Annotated in this window: 23 protein-coding genes and 1 pseudogene; 11 read left to right on the top strand and 13 right to left on the bottom strand. The window is 65.4% G+C overall.

The window, feature by feature from the left end:
• Positions 1–28 precede the first annotated feature (28 nt).
• A complete protein-coding gene (locus tag AC07VM_RS01715) occupies positions 29–1,168 on the top strand; it encodes a Dyp-type peroxidase (RefSeq protein WP_494909759.1) in 1,140 nt (379 codons plus the stop codon).
• Here AC07VM_RS01715 and AC07VM_RS01720 read toward each other — a convergent pair.
• Positions 1,157–1,624 (bottom strand): MarR family winged helix-turn-helix transcriptional regulator, encoded by a 468-nt coding sequence (locus AC07VM_RS01720; RefSeq protein ID WP_494909760.1) that lies wholly within the window; start codon positions 1,622–1,624, stop codon positions 1,157–1,159. The two genes, AC07VM_RS01715 and AC07VM_RS01720, sit on opposite strands and share 12 nt — an antisense overlap.
• A 145-nt stretch (positions 1,625–1,769) precedes the next feature.
• On the opposite strand from AC07VM_RS01720, the gene AC07VM_RS01725 reads away from it, so the two are divergent.
• On the top strand, positions 1,770–2,156 hold the full coding sequence (locus tag AC07VM_RS01725; protein WP_494909761.1) for a COG4315 family predicted lipoprotein: 387 nt from the start codon (positions 1,770–1,772) through the stop codon (positions 2,154–2,156).
• Between the two features lie 30 nt (positions 2,157–2,186).
• Positions 2,187–2,636, top strand: a complete 450-nt coding sequence (locus AC07VM_RS01730) for a hypothetical protein (protein ID WP_494909762.1) — start codon at positions 2,187–2,189, stop codon at positions 2,634–2,636.
• 61 nt (positions 2,637–2,697) lie between these two features.
• Here the strand turns inward: AC07VM_RS01730 and AC07VM_RS01735 are convergent, their stop codons facing one another.
• From AC07VM_RS01735 to AC07VM_RS01765, 7 genes are all read right to left on the bottom strand, one after another.
• Positions 2,698–3,912 carry an MFS transporter gene (locus AC07VM_RS01735; RefSeq protein WP_494909763.1) on the bottom strand — a complete coding sequence of 405 codons (1,215 nt, stop codon included), beginning with the start codon at positions 3,910–3,912 and terminating at the stop codon, positions 2,698–2,700.
• A gap of 23 nt (positions 3,913–3,935) precedes the next feature.
• Positions 3,936–5,012 (bottom strand): LacI family DNA-binding transcriptional regulator, encoded by a 1,077-nt coding sequence (locus AC07VM_RS01740; protein WP_494909764.1) that lies wholly within the window; start codon positions 5,010–5,012, stop codon positions 3,936–3,938.
• An 18-nt stretch (positions 5,013–5,030) separates the two neighbouring features.
• Positions 5,031–5,987, bottom strand: a complete 957-nt coding sequence (locus tag AC07VM_RS01745; RefSeq protein ID WP_494909765.1) for a ribokinase — start codon at positions 5,985–5,987, stop codon at positions 5,031–5,033.
• Positions 5,984–6,901 (bottom strand): carbohydrate ABC transporter permease, encoded by a 918-nt coding sequence (locus tag AC07VM_RS01750; protein WP_494909766.1) that lies wholly within the window; start codon positions 6,899–6,901, stop codon positions 5,984–5,986. Before AC07VM_RS01750 ends, AC07VM_RS01745 begins: the two co-directional genes overlap by 4 nt.
• Positions 6,898–7,797, bottom strand: coding sequence for a carbohydrate ABC transporter permease (locus AC07VM_RS01755; RefSeq protein WP_494909767.1), 900 nt, complete (start codon positions 7,795–7,797; stop codon positions 6,898–6,900). The genes AC07VM_RS01750 and AC07VM_RS01755 overlap by 4 nt, the downstream gene beginning before the upstream one ends.
• Positions 7,798–7,833: 36 nt before the next feature.
• Positions 7,834–9,105 (bottom strand): ABC transporter substrate-binding protein, encoded by a 1,272-nt coding sequence (locus tag AC07VM_RS01760; protein WP_494909768.1) that lies wholly within the window; start codon positions 9,103–9,105, stop codon positions 7,834–7,836.
• Positions 9,106–9,202: 97 nt separating this feature from the next.
• Positions 9,203–10,156: a nucleoside hydrolase gene (locus AC07VM_RS01765; protein WP_494909769.1), complete on the bottom strand. Its 954-nt coding sequence runs from the start codon at positions 10,154–10,156 to the stop codon at positions 9,203–9,205.
• Positions 10,157–10,588: 432 nt separating this feature from the next.
• On the opposite strand from AC07VM_RS01765, the gene AC07VM_RS01770 reads away from it, so the two are divergent.
• From AC07VM_RS01770 to AC07VM_RS01785, 4 genes and pseudogenes are all read left to right on the top strand, one after another.
• A complete protein-coding gene (locus AC07VM_RS01770) occupies positions 10,589–12,355 on the top strand; it encodes a gamma-glutamyltransferase (RefSeq protein ID WP_494909770.1) in 1,767 nt (588 codons plus the stop codon).
• A 16-nt stretch (positions 12,356–12,371) separates the two neighbouring features.
• On the top strand, positions 12,372–13,691 hold the full coding sequence (locus AC07VM_RS01775) for an MFS transporter (RefSeq protein ID WP_494909771.1): 1,320 nt from the start codon (positions 12,372–12,374) through the stop codon (positions 13,689–13,691).
• 32 nt (positions 13,692–13,723) lie between these two features.
• Positions 13,724–13,837: pseudogene (locus AC07VM_RS01780) on the top strand (LacI family DNA-binding transcriptional regulator); the annotation flags it as partial.
• A 144-nt stretch (positions 13,838–13,981) separates the two neighbouring features.
• On the top strand, positions 13,982–14,689 hold the full coding sequence (locus AC07VM_RS01785) for a substrate-binding domain-containing protein (RefSeq protein WP_494910741.1): 708 nt from the start codon (positions 13,982–13,984) through the stop codon (positions 14,687–14,689).
• Positions 14,690–14,936: 247 nt separating this feature from the next.
• On the opposite strand, the gene moaA is transcribed toward AC07VM_RS01785, so the two are convergent.
• The 5 genes from moaA to AC07VM_RS01810 all read right to left on the bottom strand — a co-directional run bounded on the left by moaA (position 14,937) and on the right by AC07VM_RS01810 (position 19,139).
• Complete coding sequence (moaA, locus tag AC07VM_RS01790; protein ID WP_494909772.1) at positions 14,937–16,019, bottom strand: GTP 3',8-cyclase MoaA; 1,083 nt, start codon at positions 16,017–16,019, stop codon at positions 14,937–14,939.
• 76 nt (positions 16,020–16,095) lie between these two features.
• Positions 16,096–17,181: an ATP-binding cassette domain-containing protein gene (locus tag AC07VM_RS01795; RefSeq protein WP_494909773.1), complete on the bottom strand. Its 1,086-nt coding sequence runs from the start codon at positions 17,179–17,181 to the stop codon at positions 16,096–16,098.
• Complete coding sequence (locus AC07VM_RS01800; protein ID WP_494909774.1) at positions 17,178–17,966, bottom strand: ABC transporter permease; 789 nt, start codon at positions 17,964–17,966, stop codon at positions 17,178–17,180. The genes AC07VM_RS01795 and AC07VM_RS01800 overlap by 4 nt, the downstream gene beginning before the upstream one ends.
• Complete coding sequence (modA, locus tag AC07VM_RS01805) at positions 17,963–18,745, bottom strand: molybdate ABC transporter substrate-binding protein (protein WP_494909775.1); 783 nt, start codon at positions 18,743–18,745, stop codon at positions 17,963–17,965. Before modA ends, AC07VM_RS01800 begins: the two co-directional genes overlap by 4 nt.
• Before the next feature lies 1 nt (position 18,746).
• Positions 18,747–19,139, bottom strand: a complete 393-nt coding sequence (locus tag AC07VM_RS01810; RefSeq protein WP_494909776.1) for a TOBE domain-containing protein — start codon at positions 19,137–19,139, stop codon at positions 18,747–18,749.
• Positions 19,140–19,297: 158 nt separating this feature from the next.
• Between AC07VM_RS01810 and AC07VM_RS01815 the strand changes: the two genes are divergently transcribed.
• Genes AC07VM_RS01815 through AC07VM_RS01830 form a run of 4 tightly spaced genes read left to right on the top strand, consistent with a single transcriptional unit; the run spans position 19,298 to position 22,033 of the window.
• Entirely contained in the window at positions 19,298–20,071 is a 774-nt protein-coding gene (locus tag AC07VM_RS01815; RefSeq protein WP_494909777.1) for a HesA/MoeB/ThiF family protein, read from the top strand.
• Positions 20,068–21,303 (top strand): molybdopterin molybdotransferase MoeA, encoded by a 1,236-nt coding sequence (locus tag AC07VM_RS01820; protein WP_494909778.1) that lies wholly within the window; start codon positions 20,068–20,070, stop codon positions 21,301–21,303. Before AC07VM_RS01815 ends, AC07VM_RS01820 begins: the two co-directional genes overlap by 4 nt.
• A complete protein-coding gene (gene moaC, locus AC07VM_RS01825; RefSeq protein WP_494909779.1) occupies positions 21,300–21,803 on the top strand; it encodes a cyclic pyranopterin monophosphate synthase MoaC in 504 nt (167 codons plus the stop codon). The genes AC07VM_RS01820 and moaC overlap by 4 nt, the downstream gene beginning before the upstream one ends.
• Entirely contained in the window at positions 21,800–22,033 is a 234-nt protein-coding gene (locus AC07VM_RS01830; RefSeq protein ID WP_494909780.1) for a MoaD/ThiS family protein, read from the top strand. Before moaC ends, AC07VM_RS01830 begins: the two co-directional genes overlap by 4 nt.
• The last annotated feature ends 30 nt before the right edge of the window (positions 22,034–22,063 follow it).

Below are 22,063 nucleotides of genomic sequence, written 5' to 3' on the forward strand. Positions count from 1 at the left end.
GATAGGGGCCGCAGCAGGTGGTGTGATCGTGGGAACTCACATCACCAACAGCCCAATGCCCACAAGCCCTCCCAGCGCGACACCCTCCACTCCGGCCGTCGTGCCGTTCTTCGGCCCACACCAGCCTGGAATCGCTGACCCCACCCCCACGCACGCAACTTTCCTCGCGTTCGATCTCGACGACGGAGCCACGGCCGCAGACCTCGCTGCGGTCATGCGGGCCTGGACTCAGATTGCAGCGGATCTCGCTTCAGGGCACACGGCTGTCGACACGTCGATGGTCACGCATGGCTCCACGCCAGGCATGTTCACGATGACGGTAGGCCTAGGAGGCGCCGCCCTTGATCAGCTCGGCTTCCGTCGCCCCCCACCACTGGTAGATCTCCCCCTCTTCCCCGGTGATCAGCTCGACGAGCTGTCATCTCACGGCGGAGTCTTTGTTCAACTCTGCTCGAACGACGCGGTCTACCTCGGCGGAGCAACGCGCACGGTTCGCAGGGCCGCCGGAAAGATGCTGCGCCCGAAATGGCAAATGAACGGGTTCCGTGGTGTAGCGGCTTCGACCAGCAGCACCAATGGCAGGAATCTTATGGGGCAAATCGACGGCACCAACAACATCGCAGTCAGCCGCGCATCAATAGGGGGCGCCGTTTGGGTCGACGGGACCTCTCCCACGTGGATGACAGGCGGCAGCTACGTTGCCGTACGGAGGTTCCGCATGCTACTCCGCGATTGGGAGGGCGCATCAGAGGAGGCGAGAGACACCTCTGTCGGCCGGCACATCTCGACCGGGGCACCGCTGGGAGCCAAGCACGAGTTCGATCCCGTAGATCTAGATGCGATCACCCCATCAGGAACGCCCGTGATCCCAGCCAATGCCCACATCCGGCTTGCCGCTCCTCGTCGTGGTGCCGGCGAGGAGATGTTGCGACGCTCGTATTCATACTCCAGCGGACAACCGTCCGGGGACGCCGGAGATGAGGATGCCGGCCTCCTCTTCGTTTCCTACCAATCAGACCCGCGAACGAGCTTCATCCCGATTCAACAGCGATTGGCCGAATCGGATGCGCTAGCGCGCTTCACAGTTCCCACGTCCAGCGCACTGTTCGCAATTCTTCCCGGCGTAGTCGACGAGAATGACTGGTTCGGGCGAGCGCTACTCGGGTGACCCAGCGGCGGTCGCGTTTCCCCGGAGAAACGCTTCAGCCACTCGGCCCAGCACTTCCCCCAGCTCTTTCCAATCGCCATTGGCGAAGAGTTCCCTGTCGACACCCTCCAGTACCGATGTTGCTCGCTCGAGGGCCCTGCTCCCTTCCGGAGTGAGCTCAATCGCGGCGGCGCGCCCTTGCTCCACCCCTCCAACCGTCACCACGAGGCCCTGCTCCAACAAGGCATTCATGATCGGAGGCAGGCTCTGTACCTTGATGTCCGCCCGCCGGGCCAGTGCGCTGAATGAGATTCCAGGTGAAGCGCGCACGTGTCCGAGAATGCCGAACCGCCGCAACGACAACCCCATGCCCTTGAGCTCGGTCTCGACGCGGTTCTCTACGAGACGCGCCTGGAGAATCATCGTTAGCGCAGGGCTCACTGATGGGCGCTGTGCCTTGCCCTTTTCATCGACCATGCCCCCCCTTTCATCTCGATGATCGTCTCACTCTAGACCTACTTACAGTTAGACTGCATGTATGCCCCTCGCTCGCATGCGTCTAGTACCGCCACTCGTGGCCCTATCACTCCTCGTGACACTCCCAGGGTGTGCGGTCGACCCCGTGGACATTGCCAACCGCGCGTCAACTATCTCCGTCCTGCAGACCAACGACCTCGGCGACGTACTCGTGGACGGCAAAGGCGCCGTGCTTTATGTCTTCGAGCCCGACGACGCGAACGCAGTGAGCTGCACGTTTACGTGCGCCACGAACTGGCCCGCCCTCACTGCGATCGACAGCGAGACGCCAAGCGCGGGCAACGGCGTAGACAAGGACTTGCTCGGCACCTTGCCAAATCCTTCGGGTGGAAACGTGGTCACCTACAACGGTTGGCCGTTGTACCGATTCGCCGCAGACAAGGCACCTGGCGAACACAGCGGCCAGGACCGCTACCTCAACGGCGGCGCGTGGTTCGTAATGACGCCTGACGGAGATCCCCTGATCCCATAAACCTAAGACCCTCGACCGGCTGGAGACCCAATGGAGTATGTACTACTCGTGATTCACGTGGCGACGGCGATTGTATTCATCGGCGGGGTGACCGTATCGGCGAGCGTCTTCCCACGATATGCAATGGCCGACGCAGCAAAGCCCTACGCAGAGTCTGGCGGCCACCCTGCGGCGATCGCGATGCACCGAATAACTAGGGGCTACGGCCGCCTGGCCGTCATCACTCCGGTCGTTGGCTTCATCCTTGCGCTTGTTCTCGGTCGCCTCGGAGAGCTGTGGATCTTGATCTCCATTGGCCTGGTCGCAGTCGGGGGCACCCTCCTGCTCTGGAAGATCATTCCGATGCAGCGAGAGATGCTCCTCAATCCACCAACAGAGAAGCGCGAACGGCTACGTGCGATGGCCTACGCCGGAACTCTGAATCTTCTTTGGCTCGTGATCCTCGTCCTGATGATTACTAAGCCGGGCGGATCAAGCTAGACGCTTCACCCTCCGAGTGAATTGCCCCCGCTCGGTTCATCGAGGCGCGGCTCTCGGTGGCTCATACGTAGCGCGGTCGGCGAACGAATGTAGCGGTGGCCGTAAGGACGCCGGCGATCCCAAAGAGGACGGTGACGATGGCGGCGGCCGGATACCCGGCGTTCTCTGCTATCACCCCAGTGGCTGCTGATCCCGCTGCTTGTCCAACCGTGATCCCACTAGTGAGGAGCACCATAGTCAAAGCAAATCTGCGAGGATCGGCTGCCGTCGCTCCTATTGTGTTCAGGGTCACCAAGAGTGAGCCAACTGCGACGCCGGCAACGAGCAGGATCACGCACATGACCCACGTCGAATCGATGGCAGGCATGCTGAAGGCAGCGACAAAAATGACTACTGACGACGCCACCCATCGAGCTTGGAGACTGAACCGTCTGGGCAACCGAGACATCAGAAAAGCAGATGCGGCCGACGAAATACCCATGAAGCTATAGATCAATCCCGTCTGCTCCGAGACGCCCCGCTCGCCCAAGAACTCGGTCAGCGAAACGAGCGATGCGCCGAAGAATCCACCCAGGAAAACCATGCCCGCGATTGCTAGCAGGAGGGAAGGCGACGTGGGTGCCACTCTTCTTCCAGGCAACGACGGCCGCAGAGCAAGTTTTGGCCCTTGATTGAGACCCACCGCGGTGGGGTGCCAAGCAAAGGCCAACACAGATACCAAGGTGACAGCAGCGCTCACCGCGAGGGGAGCTGACGGGGCGACCATGGTCGCCAGCACTCCCACGAGGATCGGCCCGCCGACGAACGACACCTCGTCAACCATTCCTTCATAACTCATCGCCGCGGCTAGTCGGCTTCGATCCTCTGGACGTTGACCTGGTCCGGATTGGCCGAGAAGCGCCATCCACCGAACGCGAGCCAAGGGCGAGACTTGAGGACTTGAGACACCTGCAACTACGCAGGCTCCGAGGAGAATCCAAAGGCCGCTGTGCGAATAGCTGACAACGATCAGCCCGATGAGCGCTGCGCTGTTCACACCCGCCACGACCGTCAAGACTCGGCGTTGACCCCATCGGTCTGCGGCAGCTCCTAAGATCGGCCCGGCAAGCCCGGAAGACAACCCGAGTACAGCGGAAGCGATTCCACCGTCGGTGATCGATCCACGGGCGTATGTAACGAGCGTCAGCACACCGATCACGTTCATCGCAAGAGGAACACGGCCCAGGAAGGCGAAAACAAAGAAGTGCCAACCGACCTTCGACCGGAGTTCGCTCACACGCACTCGCCGTGCCGATTCGGTCACCTGTCGGTGCTGTCCTGAGCATCGCGAGCAGACGGCAGATGGTCGCGTATCTCACATCCGCAGCTTCGTCCAATCACCAGGTTGCCCCGGAGCGTCAATCTCAGCGGCGACGTAGACGGAGACGCGATGCGCTCGACTGTGTGGGTCGCAGCGAGGCCCGCCGCATATCGCACATCCTGACGAAGTGTCGTGAGCGGAGGAACCGTGAAGGTTGCCGCGCGCGTGCCGTCATATGACACTACGGCGATATCCTCGGGCACCCTAAGGCCGAGCTCGAAACACGCGAAGAGAACTCCTACGGCTTGCACATCAGAAGAAACGAACAACGCCCTGGGCCGGGAAGGATGGTCAGTTCTCCGGTCGGATCGGCGTTGAAGAAGCGCCTTGGCCGCCGAGTATCCGCCCTCTTCAGAATATTCATTGGCTACGACGAGATCGCTACCGTGCGGGAGGCCGGCGAGTTGCTGTTGGGCATGCCAGCCTTGCATGCGTGCCGAACTGATCGGGTCGCGGGGAGGCCCGGCCACGCAGCCGATCTCGCGGTAGCCATGAGATTGAAGATGTTCGACCGCCGTGGCCGCATCGGCCGCTTCATCCCATCCAATTCCAGATAGACCTGATCCCTCTGAGACGTTGTCTAGAACGACCACCGGGATGTCGTCAAACGCGCCGGCACCCGACCGTGCGAGGGTCACGCTCGAGGTGAGCAGCATTGCGTCAACTTTCCGATCCACAAAGGTATGCAAATACCTTTCCTCCTGGACGCGATCATGGCCAGTGCTCGCGGTCAGAACCAGGTATCCGAGTTCGGTGAACTCCTGCTCGATGCTCTCAACCAATTCTGCGTAGTACGGGTTGTGCTGACCGGGCGTGAGCAGGCCGACGGATCGGGTCGTGCCACCGCGTAGCGCGCTGGCGATAGCGTTCGGACGGTATCCGAGTTCCTCAATCGCGGACTCCACCTTCGCCCTCGTCGCGGCCGAAACCGGACGAGGTCCCCGGTTGACGACGTAGCTGACCACCGCCGGCGACACGCCGGCTCGAAGAGCAACATCTGATCGCGTTATCGCCATGAGAATCCTGTCGAGCGTCTAGGAGGATGTGGACGTACTGTTGAAGTTGACGAGGTCAAGTTCAGCCGCGGAACCATACGAGGATTGGGCACCGGGTCTCTGCACAGAGAAGGACCCTGCTAGGACCCCCACCTCGACCGCATGATGGAGGCTCTCGCCGTTCGCGAGCTGCACGGCCAACGCTCCAACGAAGGCGTCGCCAGCTCCCGTCGTATCCACCATGTCGGGAACGAGTGGAGCCGGAACGTGTCCCATACCTGAGGAATCTGACCAACACGCACCTTGCGAACCGAGTGTGATCACGACTGAGCTGGTCGAGTCTGCGATCTGCGCCAACGCCAGCTTGGCGCTCGCGACATCGCGGACCGGCCAACCGACCAGAGAGGACGCCTCAGTCTCATTGACAACGAGCGGATCACACTGAGCCAGCACAGCAAGGGGTAGAGGTCGGTAAGGCGCCAAATTCACGATGCTCCTGGCGCCCACCGCGGCGGCCGCAACGATGGCGGCTTCCGTCACGCTTGGAAGCAGCTCTGCCTGTGTCACCACCACGGCGCCCTCTGATTCGCCTGCAATGCGTTCCACCACGCGAGCGACGCGGTCGGGCGTGACCGCGAAGTTCGTTCCCGGCACGACAGTGATGGAATTCTCGGCGCCGTCAGACACTGAGACTAGGGCCAAGCCGGTTCGGACGCGGTTGATGATTTCTACGTGTGTCGTATCTACGCCTTCCGCACGCAGCGTTCTCACGAGTGTCGCCCCATCGGCATCGTCGCCGACCGCGCCGATGAAGTGAACGTCACCACTCAACCGGGCGGCCGCCACGGCTTGGTTGGCGCCTTTGCCCCCCGATTGAACGAGAAGCGACTGAGCGAGGACGGTCTCGCCGGGCCCTGGCGCCGCGGATACGGACACGATGTAGTCCATGTTCGCGGAGCCGACTACGACGATGGCTGCCGGATGCTGCTGGTTCACTTTTCTCCACTTCCAATAGACAGACGCCCGAAAGAGCGTTGGAGGACGAATATCGATACGGCGGGAATGATCGAGAGCAGCACCGCCCCGGCGAAATTCGCGCCGTAGTCGGCCGTGTGCTCACCGAACGTGGTCGCCAACGCTACGGGAGCGAGTTGCAGGTCGTTGTCCGACACCATGAGGAGCGGCCACAAGTATGCCGTCCACTGTCCGAGGAAGATCAGCAATGCCGAGTTTGTGAGCGCCGGTCCACTCATTCGAGTGTAGATCGAGAAGAGAATGCGCGGCTCCGACGCTCCATCGATCATCGCGGCCTCGCGGTACGAAGCGGGGATTCCCAGGAAGTACTGCCGAAGGTTGAAGATCGCTAGTCCGTTGCCGAGTCCAGGGAGGATGAGCCCGACCAGGGTATTTCCCAGCCCCCATCCTGTGAACTGCTGAGAGAGCGGGATGGCAATCGCCTCGAACGGAATCATGAAGCTGATTACGACGATCGCAAAGATCGCTTCTCGACCCCGGAAGCGGAAGACGGACAAGGCATACGCTGCGGTGATCGACACTGCTAGCCCGACGACCACGCTCGCCACGCACACGATGAGTGAATTAATCAGCGCGAGCCCAAAGCCGTCGTCGACGATGAGCGTGACGTAGTTGTCGAGAGTCACATCGGTGGGAACGAGGAGGCCCCAGCTCAACGGGAACAAGCTGTCGAGAATAGCGGCGCTCGGGCGGAAAGACCCGATGAGAATCCAGAGAGCAGGAAGGAAGAAGGCCATTCCGACGAACGCTGCAACGGCCGTGTAGACGACGGTCGACGTCGAGGGAGGTCGCCGGCGCGGACGTCGCGAAATGCTCCCCGAGCGTCCCGGCACCCTGCCGAACGTTGACTCGTCGCGAATCAGTGTTTGGGTCATTTCGAACGCTCCTCTCTGAGGAGGCGGAACTGAATCAGAACGAACACGAGCATGATCATCGTGAGGATGATCACCTGAGCGGCACCGGTGTTCCGGCTGCCGTATGTGAACGTGGTGCGATAGGCGTCGAACATCAGCATCGTGGTCGATGATTGTGGTCCCCCTCCGGTCAGGAGCTGTACGGGGATGAACAACACGAAGTTTGCAACCGTGTCAGCGACGAGGACGAACAGTAGCGGTCGCCGAAGCAAAGGAACCGTGATTGTGAAGAACGTGCGGATGGGGCCCGCCCGATCCAGGCGCGCTGCCTCGTAGATGTCGTCGGGGATTGCCTGGAGCCCTGCAATAAGAAACAGCATCCAGTAACCCACACCGATCCAGGATGCGACGACGATGATGCAGGCGAGAGCTTGTTCGGGCGAGGTCAGAAAGGGCTGAGGCTTGCCACCCAGGACCGCGAGAAGGGCATTGATTGGACCGCGGGGTTCGAGCGCCGCCCCCCACGCGATGCAGGAGCCGACCATGGGTACCGTTACCGGAATGAAGACCAACGTACGCCACAACCCACCGAGCTTGATCTTCTGGATCATGAGAACGGCGATCATGAGGGCAAGCAGGATCTGAAGCGGGTTAATGATCACGTTGAAGGCGAGCGTGCGCCAGATAGTGTCGATGAAATTGCGGTCGTCAAAGAGCTGTTGAAAGTTAGAGAAGCCCGCGAAGGTTGCCGGGATCAGGCCTCCGGGGAACGACTCGTAGAGGCTGGACTCAACCGCGCCAGCTGTAGGGATGACCCGCAGCACGAGGAGCGCGATCACTGCCGGAGCGAGGAAGACAGAGGCCCAGAACGCTTGGCGACGGCGGCCCCTATGGCGCGGTTTTTCGACCCGCGCCATAGGGATCTTCAATGAGGATTGCATGACGACCGAGGCCTATCCTTTGTACTTTGCCCAGGCGGCTGTGATGTCGTCCGACGCCTTCTGCAGCGCCTGCCGCGGGTCGGCACCGTTGCGGATGTCCGAGAAGGTCTGATTCATGATCGTCTCGAACTCGATGTATCCGACGGTAGCAACACGATTGACTGCGGTGTTTGTCGTTTCGTAGTCAATGATGGCGGCAGCGTTCGCACCTTGTTCCGAAGCAAAGAGCTCTTGGCCGAAATAGATGTCTTTGCCCTGAACGCTGGCTGGCAGATCAGGATTGGAACGGTAGGCGATGACTCCACCACCGTCGTCGATGGCCATCCACTTCATGAAGATGGCTGCTGCCTCTTTCTCCTTGCTGAAGGGATTCATGGCGATCGACCACGACCCCGTCGCCGTGACTGCCTTGCCACCGTCGAAGGCGGGCTGGGGTGCGACCCCCCAGTCGAAAGAAGCGTCTTGCAACTGCGGAAGAAGCCATTGACCTTCGACCATGTACGCGGCCTTGCCGCTCACGAATGTGGAATCCGTCTGATCAGCGGTCATCGCCCGCGGTGAAATGCCGTCAGTGAAGAGCGCGCCGTACCAGTCCATGGCTTTCACCCATGCATCGGAGGTGACATCCGGGGTCAGATTTTCCGACCCTGATGCACCAATCGAGCCGCCGAGGGATACCGGGAGGGATTCGAGCTGGTAGTACCGGTCAAACTGGCCAAATAGCAACCCGTTCTCGGCTCCGGCATCTACGGACTGCGCCGCATCTGCCGTCAGTTGCTCCCACGTGATTCTCTTGTCTACGAGCGCCGAGGGGCTTGCGATGCCTGCCGCCTCTAGCAAGTTCTTGTTGTAGTACAGCAGCTGCGTCGAGTTGGCGAGAGGAAGACTGTAGAGCTTGTCCCGGTAGATGCCGGAGTCGTAGGCGGACTCGAGGAACTGGTCCTGATACTCGGAAAATACCTTAGTCAGGTCCTCCGCCTCCCCACGCGCAGCGAGAGCGGAGATCCGAGGCTGGTCGGCCCAGTACACGTCAGGGTTACCCTGCTTGTTAGCAACATTCGCATCTATGGTGCTGTTCAAGGCATCGAACGGCACAGTCTGCCACTCGATCTTGATCGTTGGGTGCGCTTTCTCGAACGCATCAACGACCGATTGAAGCCCATCTGTCTGAAGGTCAAAGATCGTGAGGACCTTGACCGTAGCAGTCGGATCCTCGTCCGGAATCCCGTCGAGCGTAGTCTGGGCCGTCGAACTTGAGCCAGAGCAGCCAGCGAGTGCAAGCACTCCGGTGGTGACTATAGTCGCGGCAAAGTACACGCTTGGATGAGTGGTGCGCATCGTTTTCTCTCTTCGTTGAGGGTTGGGAGTACTCAGCTTCGGGTCACAACCCGTGGATTGATGTGAGGAAATGGGTGACGAAACCTTCGACGTCGACGTCCGTGGCGATGGAGCAGTTCGGCGTTCGAGCGTCCGATCCATAGAGAAGATCCGTGACCATGATTCCCCGGGCGATCCCATCACCGGTGACGATGTCGACATAGGCGTCACGCCAGGTCACAAGATCCGGTCGAGTAGTCACCGCAACAGCGAGCGGATCGTGTAGTGCAGCCGAGTCTGCGTTCGCAGGGTCATCCGGGTACAGCGCAGCAAGCCGGTCGATCCAGTGCTCGGCGTACACACCGGCGAATGCGGCGAACGCCCCAGCGGACGCAGCCATACGTGCAGCGTGCTCACGGGTCAGACGCAGGCGAAGCGTGACATCGAGACCTAGCCATCGCACTGGCGCGCCAGAGTGCAGTACGGCATGAGCGGCCTCGGGATCGACCCAAGCGTTGAACTCTCCGGGCATCTCCGTGTGGAATCCCTGTCGGAGGAATGCTCCGCCCATGATCACGATAGACCGAACGGCGCCAGCGAAACGCGGCTCGAGGCTCAGCGCGGTCGCAACGTTGGTGAGCGGACCGATAGCCACGATGGTGATCTGCCCAGGGTTCTGCATCACGAGGCGAACCATCTCCACCGCCGCGTAACCTTCAGCAGGCTTATGGCGCCCGTACTCAGACAGCACATCTGCGGATGCGACACGTCGCCGGTCGGGACGTATCAGTGGAGCGGCCGCCCCGCGGAACACCGGAACCTCGCCCAACCCCAGACGTTCCACCAACTCCAACGACAGGAGAGTCGCGGTCGTCACATCAGTATTGCCGTTCACGGTGGTGATCATCTCGATGGCAACATCCGGATCCGCGTGCGCCAACGCCAGGGCGAACCCGTCATCGATCTCGGAGCCGGGCGCACCCATCGAGAGGTCAGTGTCAAGAACGATACGAATCATCTCGCCTCAGAATCTACTCGAATTGCTTTGCACTCTACTCGTGTTGCACGAACGTACTGCACGCAAGATTCGATGTCAACGCCTGGTTCCTAGAGCGCAGGCATAGCAAGGCGCAAAGCCAAGCAAACTGCGACACGGCTCTACGATCACGTCCCGACTCTGTCTCGTTGCGGCAAACCGCTGATGCCCGCCGGACGGGGCGAGACAGGAACCGCCTTCCGACTTCAATCCCGAAGGCGCACTGCTGGCGGCACGTAGCAGGCGGGCGAAGTTCGCAGACCTCTGCACCATCGAGATCGCCAAAACAAGGCTGTTCGAAACAGCTCGTTCACCGTGCTAGTCGCACGTGAAGCGCAAAACACGCAAAAACCCACACCCTCACTGGACCGCATTCCGATACTTGAGGCCATCACACTCATCAAAGGAGATCTCGTGGCCACCCACTCCCACCGGCTCACGTCACTTCCCGCCTACGTCCGACGAGTCTCGGCAAGGGGAACCGTTGCTGCACCGCACGAGTCAACCGTTCGTGCGGGTCTTGAGATGCTCGAGGCTGGAGGCAATGCGGTGGACGCAGCAGTCGCAGCCGCGTTGGTGGCGGGGGTCGTCGAGCCCACCGAGACCACGCTCGCGGGATCAGGTTTTCTCTTGCTCGCGATTCGCGGCGAAACGCCCATCTCAATCGAGTTCGGTCCGGTCTCGCCTGCGGCAGCGGACACGGAACTTTTCACCCCTCTCTGTGGCGTCGGCCCCGTCGGCGCCGTGGGCGTGGGACGGGTGGAGAGCGATGCGAACGTCACCGGACCGCACGCGCACGGCGTGCCCCGCACGCTCCTCGGTCTCCTCACGGCACAGGAACGCTTCGGTCTCCTTGACCGTGCACAGGTACTCGCTCCGGCGATCACTGCAGCCGATGAGGGATTCGTCGCCGATGCATGGTTCACCAGCACCGTCCTCGCCAACATCGATCGCCTGCGTCACGATCCCTACCTCCGATCGACCTTCCTGACTCGCGAAGGCCTGCCCATCGGCTCCTCATCTGTCGCGTTCAACGGCATGAGTTTCGAAGAACCTGAGCGCGTCCGTCAGCCTGTCCTCGCCCGGACGCTGAGGGACCTTATCGGACAGCCCCTCAGCACACTCACCACTGGGGCTCTCGCGCAGAAGCTGCTGCAGACAGCCGGGGAGGCCGGCTCGCTACTCGCTGCCGAAGATCTCGCGGCCTCGGCGCCTGACATAGTGACACCGCTCAGCCGGGACTTCCTCGGGCACCAGCTCTGGGTGCCGCAAGCCCCGACCGGCGGCATGACCGAGTTGCAGATTCTCCTGGCGTGGCAGGCGACGCTCAGACGCAGCCCCCCTCGGGGCGAGCGCGAGCGCGTGCTACGGCTGAACTCGATCACCCGGCACGCGTTCGCCGACCGGTATCACTGGCTCGCGGATCCGGAGCATACCTCCGTCCCCGTTGAGGGTCTCCTATCCCCCGACTACGCATCATCTCTCGCGGCACTCGCCGCTTCCAGTCCAGCGCCAGCCACCGGGTCTACGCCTCCCTGGATCGCCTACGCCGACACCGCCCTGCACGACCCCTGGGCATGTCAGCGCGAAAGTGCGCCACCAGCGTGGACACCCTCTACGTCAACCGAGCCCACCTCCGGGACCACACACATCTCGGCTTGCGACGAAACAGGCACCGTAGTCGCGATCACGCACACGGCGGCGAACGCGTTCGGCTCCGCGTTCGCATGCCCGCGCACCGGCCTCCTATTCGACGCCGCGATGGCGTGGTTCAATCCCGCCCCTGGTGCCGCTAACAGTGTGCGCGGACAGGCACGCCCGCTGGCCAACATGGGGCCGATGGTCGTCACTCGCCACGGAGTGCCTGAGCTCGCCCTCGGCGCAACCGGGGGCCGGCGCATCATCAGCGCCGTCACGCAAGTTGTGATCGAGCTGCTCGAGCGAGGCACCAGCCCAGAGACTGTGCTGTCGATACCACGCTTCGACGCGAGCGGCACCACGACCATCATCCACGAGAACCTTGCCGACAGCCTCTCCCCCGCCGACCTCGCGTCCGGAAACTTCACCGTCCTACCCGCCCACAACCATCCATACACGTTCGACTTCGCTCGAGTGAATGCGGCGATGATCTGCAATGACGGGATCATCTCGACCATCGACCCGATGGCTTTCGCTCGCTAACCGAAAGGCCCGACAAATGACTCAATCCACCGACCAATCGCAGGCTGCCGCCAGCGAGCAGTCACCAAACCCCCTCCGGACGTTCTTCATCAGTGGCTTCGGCACCGCAATGGAGTACTACGACTTCCTCGTGTACGGCCTCGCCGCCGCGCTCGTATTCGGCCCACTGTTCTTCCCCTCCGACGACCCACTAATCGGCACGTTGCTTGCACTGTCCGCCTTCGGCGTCGGATTCTTCGCACGCCCGTTGGGCGGACTCGTCATCGGACACTTTGGCGACCGGCTCGGGCGTCGCCGGATGCTAATTCTCACGCTCATCGTGATGGGCATCGCCACGGTCGGCATCGGATGTCTGCCGACCTTCGACACGGTGGGACCGTTGGCACCGATTCTCCTCGTGGTATTGCGCCTGGTGCAGGGATTCGCTGCTGGCGGCGAGTGGGGCGGCGCCGCGCTCTTCGGCATCGAGTCCGCCCCGGAGAACCGCCGCGGCCTCTGGGGCAGTTTCACCAGCATGGGTCAAGGCGTCGGTGGCCTGCTCGGCGTCATCGTGTTCACCACTGTGAGCTGGGTGTGGGCGGACGAGTTGCTCGAATGGGCGTGGCGAGTCCCTTTCCTACTGGGAGGAGCGCTTGTCATCGTCGGCCTCATCTTGCGACTCCGTTTGCAGGGCGAAGACACCCTCTTCACTCAGGAGGGCGCGGAAGAGGTCGCCCAGCTTCCCATCGTCGCGGTCCTTCGGTCGCACCGACGTCCGCTGGTCCTGGGGATCCTCCTCGCCATCGGCTACAACACCATCGCCTACCTGGGGTATACGTTCTTCCTGACGTACGCCAAAAGCATCGGTTACGAATCGAACGAAGCGTTGACGGCGCAGCTGACCTACAGTGTTGCTGTGTCAGCCTTCCCGCTGTTCTTCGGGCGCCTGTCCGACAAGATCGGACGCCGGGCGACAATCGCGACAGGCGCCGTGCTCATGGCCGGATTCATGTTTGCGTTCTTCCCTCTCGTTCATCAGATGTCGATGCCGCTCACGATTCTCGGCTTCGTGATCGCGGGGGTCTTGACCGTTGTCATGCAGGGTCCCCTTCCGGCCATGATGGCGGAGCAGTTTCCCGCCGGAGTTCGATACTCAGGAATCAGCGCGTCGTATCAGATCGGTGCCGCGATCGGGGGCGGAACCGCACCCGTCGCCGCCACTGCGATCTATCTCGCGGCCGGAGAGTCGAGCCTGGCTGTGTCTCTCTATGCATGCGCAGCGGCAGTAGTGGTGACAATCGCAGTCCTCGCTATGCGTGAGGGGTCGAAGCTGACTCTCGAGGAGCTCAACGCTTGACGGATGAACGCCCTGTCCCGGTCACGCTCACCATGGTCGCCACCTTGGCCAAGGTGAGCGTGACCACGGCTTCGCAGGTATTCGGGGGCGGGAGGCCGGTATCTCAAGAAGCTCGCGACCGAGTTGTACGGGCCGCAGAGGCACTGGGATACAGCCCGCGCAAGAGGACGAATGGCCGCCTGATCGGCCTCCTCGTGCGACCTCCGGAGGCCCTTCGCAGCTTTCGCTTGGGTACAGTCTCCGTAGCCCAGATGGTGGGATCACTCACGATCGCATGCATGGAGCGGGGCATGACCGTCATCGCCGTCAACGACATGAAGGACCTCTCCGACCATCGGGTGACTCTCGACGGCGCGGTTCTCGTCAGCCCGAACGATGGCGACGAAGTCCTCCACGAGTTGCTCTCACGCGGCATCCCTACGGTTTCGTTCGATCCAGACCCATCCGACGAGCAGTTCAAGCACTGGGTCGGAATCGACTACCACGCATCGACCGCCCGGCTGTTGGCCCACCTTCGACAGCGGGGCGCGGACGAGATCGGGCTTCTCGTGACGTCGACGGTCAACATGTTCACCCGGAGCATCGTGCCTGCCTACCGGCATCACGTAGACGAGCATGGCGGCAAGATGCACATCCGCATCGTCGAACCCCAAGGCGGAGTGGAGGCCGCCACCGCCGCGATGATTTCGATGCTCGACAAACCCGTCGCCCCCGACGCCGTCCTCACCACCTCCAGCCTGTTCGCCGTCGGCGCGTTGGCGGCGACAGCCAGAGTCGGCGCGAGCGTACCCGACGACCTGATGATCGCGACGATGATGGACGGGATCCTCGCCGAGCGGGCGTCTGTTCCCATCACCGCGATGCAGGCAAACCACAACCACCTGGCTGAACTGACGGCCCAGATGATGGCGGACTGCATCGACAGGCACGAGATCAACCCGGTCATGACGAAAATGACGATCGCGGAACGGTTGTCCACCGGACGCCGGAAGCCATGAGGGTCAGATACCGCAACAGGATCATAGGTCCGGGGGCGACCCGCAATCGTGGACGGGCGTCACGCTCGACCGCACCAGCTCTCGAGATCGCTCGTCGCGGGTATCCGTGTCCGGTGATTGAGCACGCAAAAGACTCTGCCTGCCGGACCGGGCCGTCGGGCGAAATGCGCGCCTGACCTACGACCATCTGGACCTTGCGTTGAAGTCACACAAGTTGGAGAGCCGAGCGCCCTGCATGCTACGGGCCTCAGCCTCCGATGGCGTTCATCCCTCGTTGCGGCTGCAAAAATGACGGGTCGTCGATCGCGTGCCCCGGCAGCTTTCCGCGCACGCAGGATTGCAGCAGAGCCGCGATCCGGTCGGAGCGGTCGACGGGATCGATCGAGCCCTCCGCGCGGAGCACTCCCGTCAGGTCGTACTCGGTGATCGAGAACAGGCAGTTGCGGAGCTGGCCGTCGGCCGTCAGCCGCAGACGGTCGCATGCCCCGCAGAACGGTGCGGTGACCGACGCGATGACTCCGACCTGGTGCGGGCCGCCGTTAAGCCTCCACTTCTCGGCCGGGGCGCCGCCCCGCCCGGCGACGGGGTCGAGACGCCAGCGCGTTCGCAACCACGCCAGGATCTCCTCCCGGGTGACCATCGAGGCGCGATCCCAGGTGTGGCCGGCATCCAGCGGCATCTGTTCGATGAAGCGCAGCTGCGCTCCCACACCCGTCGCGAACTCCACCAGGTCGACGAGCTCATCATCGTTCACTCCGCGCATCGCGACTGCATTGAGCTTGAGCGGACGCAGGTCGGATGCCGCGGCGGCAGCGATCCCCTCGAGCACATCGTCGAGGCGATCCCGCCGGGTGAGATCGGCGAAGCGCTGGCGGTCGAGCGTGTCGATGCTGATGTTCAGCCGCGTGAGCCCTGCCTCGATCAGCGCCGGAAGCTTCGGCGCGAGGCTGATGCCGTTCGTCGTCATCGCGACCTCGACGGGACCCTCCGGCCCCTCGATGCGAGCGAGCCGCCGCACCACCTCGACGATGTCCGCACGCAGCAGCGGCTCTCCGCCGGTCAACCGGAAGGTGCGGATCCCGAGCGACGCCGCGACGGCGGCGACCTCGACGATCTCGTCCGTGGAGAGGATGCTGGTGCGCGCGAGCCACTCGTTGCCCTGCTCGGGCATGCAGTAGGTGCAGCGCAACGAGCAGCGGTCGGTCAGCGAGATGCGCAGATCGCGATGCACGCGTCCGTGCGTGTCGACGAGCGCTCCGTTCGGAGCGGGAACGGCACCAGGAGCCGAATCGGGCGCGCGTGTGCCGATCACGACCGGTACGGCTGCCATCACGCCCCCTTCGATCCCGTCATCTGTCGAGACTAACCCGCGTTCCGGCCACCGGGACCGGCTGCACATCGGGCACTCACGGCAGCACGACGAACCGGACGTGCTCCGGGGCGACGCGGAGGCGGATCGGATCCCCCGGCACGAGCCCCGCCGCGTCGGCCTCGGAGAGCTCGACCGCACCGAACTCGGTCTGCACGCGGACCCCGGACAGCGATGGCTCCCGTCGGGTGATCCGCGTGCGCCAGGCGTTCGCGTCCCCCGCGGCGTCGTCGATCACACGCACATGCTCCGGACGGAACACCGCCGCGAGTGCCACCCCGTCCGCGGGGACGAGCGCGAGGGAGGCGGCATCCGCACTCGAGAGCGTCACGTCGCCGCGCCGCCAGCGTCCCTCACTCGCGACGCCGACGATCCGCTCGACGCCCGCGACGGCGGCGACGAACGCGGATGCCGGCGCGGCCAGCACCTCGCGCACGGGGCCCTCCTGCGTGACGCGCCCGGCCTCGAGCACGACGAGTCGGTCGGCGAGCGCGACCGCATCCTCCGCATCGTGGGTGACAGCGATGGTCGTGGTGTCGGCGAGTTGGTCGCGCAGCATCCGTCTGATGTCCCTCGCCGTCTCGGGGTCGAGGGCGACCAGCGGCTCGTCGAGCAGCACAGCGCGCGGCGCGGCCGCGAGAGCACGGGCGACCGCGACGCGCTGCCCCTCCCCGCCGGAGAGCTCCCGCGGCATCCGACCACCCGCTCCGGGAAGACCGACCCGCACGAGCCAGTCGTCCGCCGACTCTCGAGCGACGCGCGCATCGACGCCGGCGGACCGAGGACCGAACGCGACGTTCTCCCGCACGGACAGGTGCGGGAAGAGCCGCGCATCCTGCCCGAGCAGCACGACCCCGCGGTCCATCGGCGCCGTGCGCACCCGCGGCGCGGCCGTGCGGTCGACGATGCGACCGGCGACGGTGATCTCCCCCGCCGTCAACTCGACAAGACCGGCGAGAGCCTGCACCAGCGTGGACTTTCCCGCACCGCTCGGCCCCATCACGGCCACCGTCTCCCCTTCGCACACGTCGAGGACGACGTCGACGGCGAAGTGCTCACGGGCGACCACGACGTGTGCGCGCATCCCGCCCGCACACGTGGCGGCGTGCTCCTGGGCACTCATCGCGCCGCCCCGGGACGCCAGCCGCGCACGAGCAGGAGCACGGCGATCGCCGTGACGAGCAACAGCAGCGCGAGCGCGACGGCGGCCCCCTGCGTCACGCCGGCGCCGTTGAAGGCCGTGTAGATCGCGAGCGGCATCGTCTGGGTGACGCCGGGTCGGTTGCCGGCGAACAGCGCGGTCGCCCCGAACTCGCCGATCGCGCGAGCGAAGCACAGCACGACGCCCGCGACGATTCCCGGTGCCGCGAGCGGGAGCGTGATCCGCCGCAGAATCGTCCACCGACCGGCTCCGAGCGCTGCGGCGGTGCGCTCGTAGTCGACCCCCGACGTGCGCACGGCTCCTTCGACGGCGAGCACGAGGAACGGCAGAGCGACGAACGTCTGCGCGAGGACCACGGCCGGCGTGCTGAACGACAGACCGAGACCCCCCAGCGACCCCGCACGCCCGAACAGGTACAGCAGCGCGACGCCGCCCACCATCGGCGGCAGCACGAGCGGCACCGTCACGGCGGCACGCAGCACCGCGGCCGCTCGCGGGCCCGAGCGGGCGATGAACAGCGCGAGGGGCACGCCGACCAGGATGCACAGGAGCGTGGCGACGAGCCCCGTACCAAGCGAGAGCCCGAGCGCGGAGAGCGCCGCCTCCGAGGTCACGTCGGCGATGAACGTGGACCACTCCACTCGAGCGATCAACGCCGCCAGCGGGAGGATCAGGAATGCGAGACCGATCAGAGCGGGAACGGCAAGGGCGCGCGGGGCGTATCCCCGCGCGCCTGCCGAGCTCATGGCGCCCCGAAGCCGAAGTCCGCGAGGATCTTCTGACCCGTGTCCGAGAGCACGAACGCGACGAACGCCGCGGCGGCGTCCGGGTTGGGCGCGTCGGCGAGCGCCGCGATCGGGTAGTGGTTGACGACCTCGTCCGCACCATCGGGGACGATGACCTCGATGTCGTCCCGACCGATCACATCGGTGGCGTAGATGAGCCCGGCATCCGCCTCCGCGGTCGCGACCTTGGTGAGCACGGCGGTCACGTTCTGCTCGAGGCTCGCGGCCTCGACCGTGACGCCCGCCGCATCGAGGAGCTTCGCCGACGCGGCACCGCAGGGCACTTCGGGCGCGCAGAGCACGGTCGTGACACCGGCCAGGTCGGCGAGCGTCTCGACACCTCCGGGGTTTCCGGCGGGCACCGCGATCACGAGCGTGTTCGAGGCGAAGAGCGTCGGATCGACCGCGACATCGGCGGCCTTGTCCATGTTCGCCTCATCGGCGGACGCGAACACATCGGCCGGCGCCCCCTCGATGATCTGCGTGACGAGGGTCGAAGAGCCGTCGTAGACGGGCGTGACGGTCACGTCCGGGTTCTCTGCCGTGAACGCCTCGGCGACCGCGTCGAAGGCACCCTTCAACGAGGCGGCGGCGTAGACCGCGAGGTCGCCGGTCAGACTGCTCTCCGGCGCCGGAGCGGCGGTCGAGGGTGCCGGATCGGCGGTGCCGGCGCACCCGGTCAGTGCGAGTGCGAGTGCGGCGACGACCGCGGTGGCGGATCGACGGAGTGAGCGGTCCATTTCAGCCCTTCGGGATTTCGATGACGACCTGGGTCGCTTTGACGGATGCGGTGGCCAGCGAGCCGACTTCGAGCCGCAGTTCGCGTGCGGCCTCCGACGACATCAGCGAGACGATGCGGTGCGGCCCGGACTGGATGTCGACCTGGGCCATCAGCCCCTCGATCTGCACGCGGGTGACGATGCCGACGAACCGGTTGCGCGCGCTGGAATGCGTGTCGCCCGCGTCCTTCGCCTCGTCTGAGAGGGCGACGGCGCGCGCGGCGACGGCATCACCGGGGATCTCGGCCGGCACCGCATCGGTGACGGGGAGCAGCCCCTGGTCGATCCAGCGGCGAACGGTGTCGTCGCTCACGCCGAGCAGCTGGGCTGCGCGCGCGATTCGATACGTCTGCATGAGAGCAATATACCGCAGGTGCGGCTAATTCGCTTACATAATTCCGCTCCTGCGGAGCCCGCAATGCCTCACGCTGCGGGGCGACCAACCCCGATGCCGCCATCGACGCCGGACGACGACTCCGCCGGGGCCGCGGACTCGAGGCCTACGCTGGACCCATGCATCCTCTCGTCGCACCGGCACCGGCGCTGGAACCGGCCGAACTCGTGCGCACCGCTCGGCATGCGGTGCTCGTCGGCATCGGCGAAGAAGGGCAGCGGCGACTCGCCGCCGCCACGGTCGCGATCGTCGGCGCCGGCGGGATCGGCTCACCGGTGCTGCTCGCGCTCGCGGCCGCGGGGGTGGGGTCGATCGTCGTGATCGACGACGACGTCGTGGAACTGACCAATCTGCAGCGCCAGCTCGCACATCGCGTCGAGGACATCGGCACCCCCAAGACCGCGTCAGCCGCGCGGGCGATCGCCGCCCTCGCACCGGGGACCGATGTGACCCAGGTTCCCGAGCGCCTCGACGCCGCCAACGCCCGGCGCCTGCTCGCCGACGCCGATGTGGTGGTCGACACGAGCGATTCCTTCGAGACCAGGCGCGAGGTCGCCGCCGCCGCGGAGGCGCACGGCGTCCCGCTGGTGTGGGGCGCCGTGCAGGAGTGGTACGCGCAGGCCACCGTCTTCTGGTCGAACCCGCCGGAGCGTGAACCGGTGGTCCTCGCCGACCTCTTCCCCGCGGGCACCGAGGGCGAGCCCCCGTCGTGCGCGCAGGTGGGCGTGCTCGGCGCGCTGTGCGTGCAGGTCGGCGGGATCCTCGCGGCCGAGGTCGTGAAGCTCGTCACCGGCGGCGGAGAGCCGCTGCTCGGTCGGCTCGCGGTGATCGACGCCCTGTCGGCCCGTCAGCACGAGATCGTCATCCACCCCGCATCGGCGGTGACCGCATGAGCGGTCGGCGCTCGGTGGAGGATCAGCTCGCGCGGGTGCTCGGAGCCGTGCGGGTGCTGCCTGCGCAGACACGCTCCGTGTCGGACGCCGCCGGCCGCACCCTGGCGCAGCCGGCGACCGCGGCCCACGACATCCCGCTCTTCGACAACTCGGCGATGGACGGGTTCGCGGTGCGCGGCGTCGATGTCGCCACCGCCTCCCCCGATGCCCCGATCACGCTGCGCGTGGTCGCCGACCTGCCCGCCGGGGTGTCCGACGACCCGCCGCTCGGTCCCGGCGACGCCGCCCGCATCATGACCGGTTCGCCGACTCCCTCGGACGCCGATGTGATCGTGCCGTTCGAGGACACCGCCGGCGGCCTGGCCGACTCGATGGGCGAGGTGCGGGTGCTGCGCGCTCCGGCCGCACCCGGTGTGTTCATGCGACGCCGCGGGGCCGACCTGCACGCCGGCGACGAGGTCGTGCACGCGGGCGAGCGCCTCGGTGCGTTCCAGCTCGCTGCCGCCGTCGCCGCCGGTGTCTCCGAGGTGGTGGTGACTCGCGCTCCCCGCGTGGCCGTGGTCTCCACCGGCAGCGAACTGCTCGCTCCCGGCGAGCCCGCCGCCCGCGGCCGGATCCCCGACTCGAACGGACCGCTGCTCGCGCAGCTCGTCGCCGACGCCGACGCCGAGGTGGTGCTGCTCGCGCGCGTGCCGGACGACCCCGAGGCCGTGCAGCGCGTCACCGCGGATGCCGTGGACCGCGGCGCCGACGTGATCGTGTTCACCGGCGGCGTCAGCGCGGGGGCCTACGAGCCCGTGCGCGGGGCATTCGACGGACAGGGGCACGTGGAGTTCGTCAACGTCGCGATGCAGCCGGGCAAGCCCCAGGCGTTCGGCGTGCTGACGACCGGCTCCCTGGTGTTCGGCCTGCCGGGGAACCCGGTCAGCGTGGCCGTCTCCTTCGAGGTCTTCGTCCGCCCCGCGCTGCTCGCCCTGCAGGGGCGCACCGACATCCAGCGCGCCAGAGCGCCGTTCACGGCCGACGCCGCGTGGACGACCCCGCCGGATCGCCGACAGTACCTCCCGGCCGTCGTCGACCTGGCCGCGTGCACGGTGCGCCCTGCGACCTCCGGGGGCTCGGGCTCGCACCTCGCCGGCGGGCTCGCGCGCGCGCACGCGTTCGCGATCGTGCCGGCCGAGGTCCCCGCTGTCGCCGTCGGCGACGTGATCGATGTCATGCTGGTCGGATGAGCTTCCCTCACCTCGACGCCGCCGGCCGCGCCCACATGGTCGACGTGACCGCGAAGCAGCCGACCGTGCGCACCGCGACGGCACGGGGCTTCGTGCGCTGCAGCGCCGACGTCGTCGCAGCGCTCCGCGACGGCACCGTGCCGAAGGGCGACGTCCTCGCCGTCGCCCGCATCGCCGGCATCCAGGCGGCCAAGGCGACGGCGACGCTGCTCCCGCTCGCGCACGTCATCGGCGTGCACCGCGCGGGCGTCGAGCTGGAGATCGTCGACACCGGCGTGCTGATCGAGGCGACCGTCGGCACGGCCGACCGCACCGGCGTCGAGATGGAGGCGCTGACCGCGGTCTCCGTCACCGCGCTCGCGATCGTCGACATGGTCAAGGGCGTCGATCGCTCCGTCATGATCGAGGACGTCCGCATCGTCGCGAAATCGGGCGGACGGTCCGGCGACTGGGTGCGCCCCGGTGAGACCGACGCCTCGACCCCCGGATCCTCCCGATGACACGGGTGCGCTACTTCGCGGCCGCCGCGGAGGCCGCCGGCGCCGACGTCGAGGAGCGCGACGAACCCACCCTCATCGCCCTGCGTCGAGCCGTCGTCGCGGAGCATCCGGCACTCGCCGACATCCTTCCGCGCTGCGCCGTGCTCGTCGACGGCGTGCGCACCGACGACGACCACGATCTCGGCGACGTGCAGCTCATCGACGTGCTGCCGCCGTTCGCGGGCGGCTGACCCTCCGCCCACCCGACCTCCGCGGCACCG

The organism is Microbacterium sp. GW821-FHT01D02 (genome assembly GCF_059422585.1).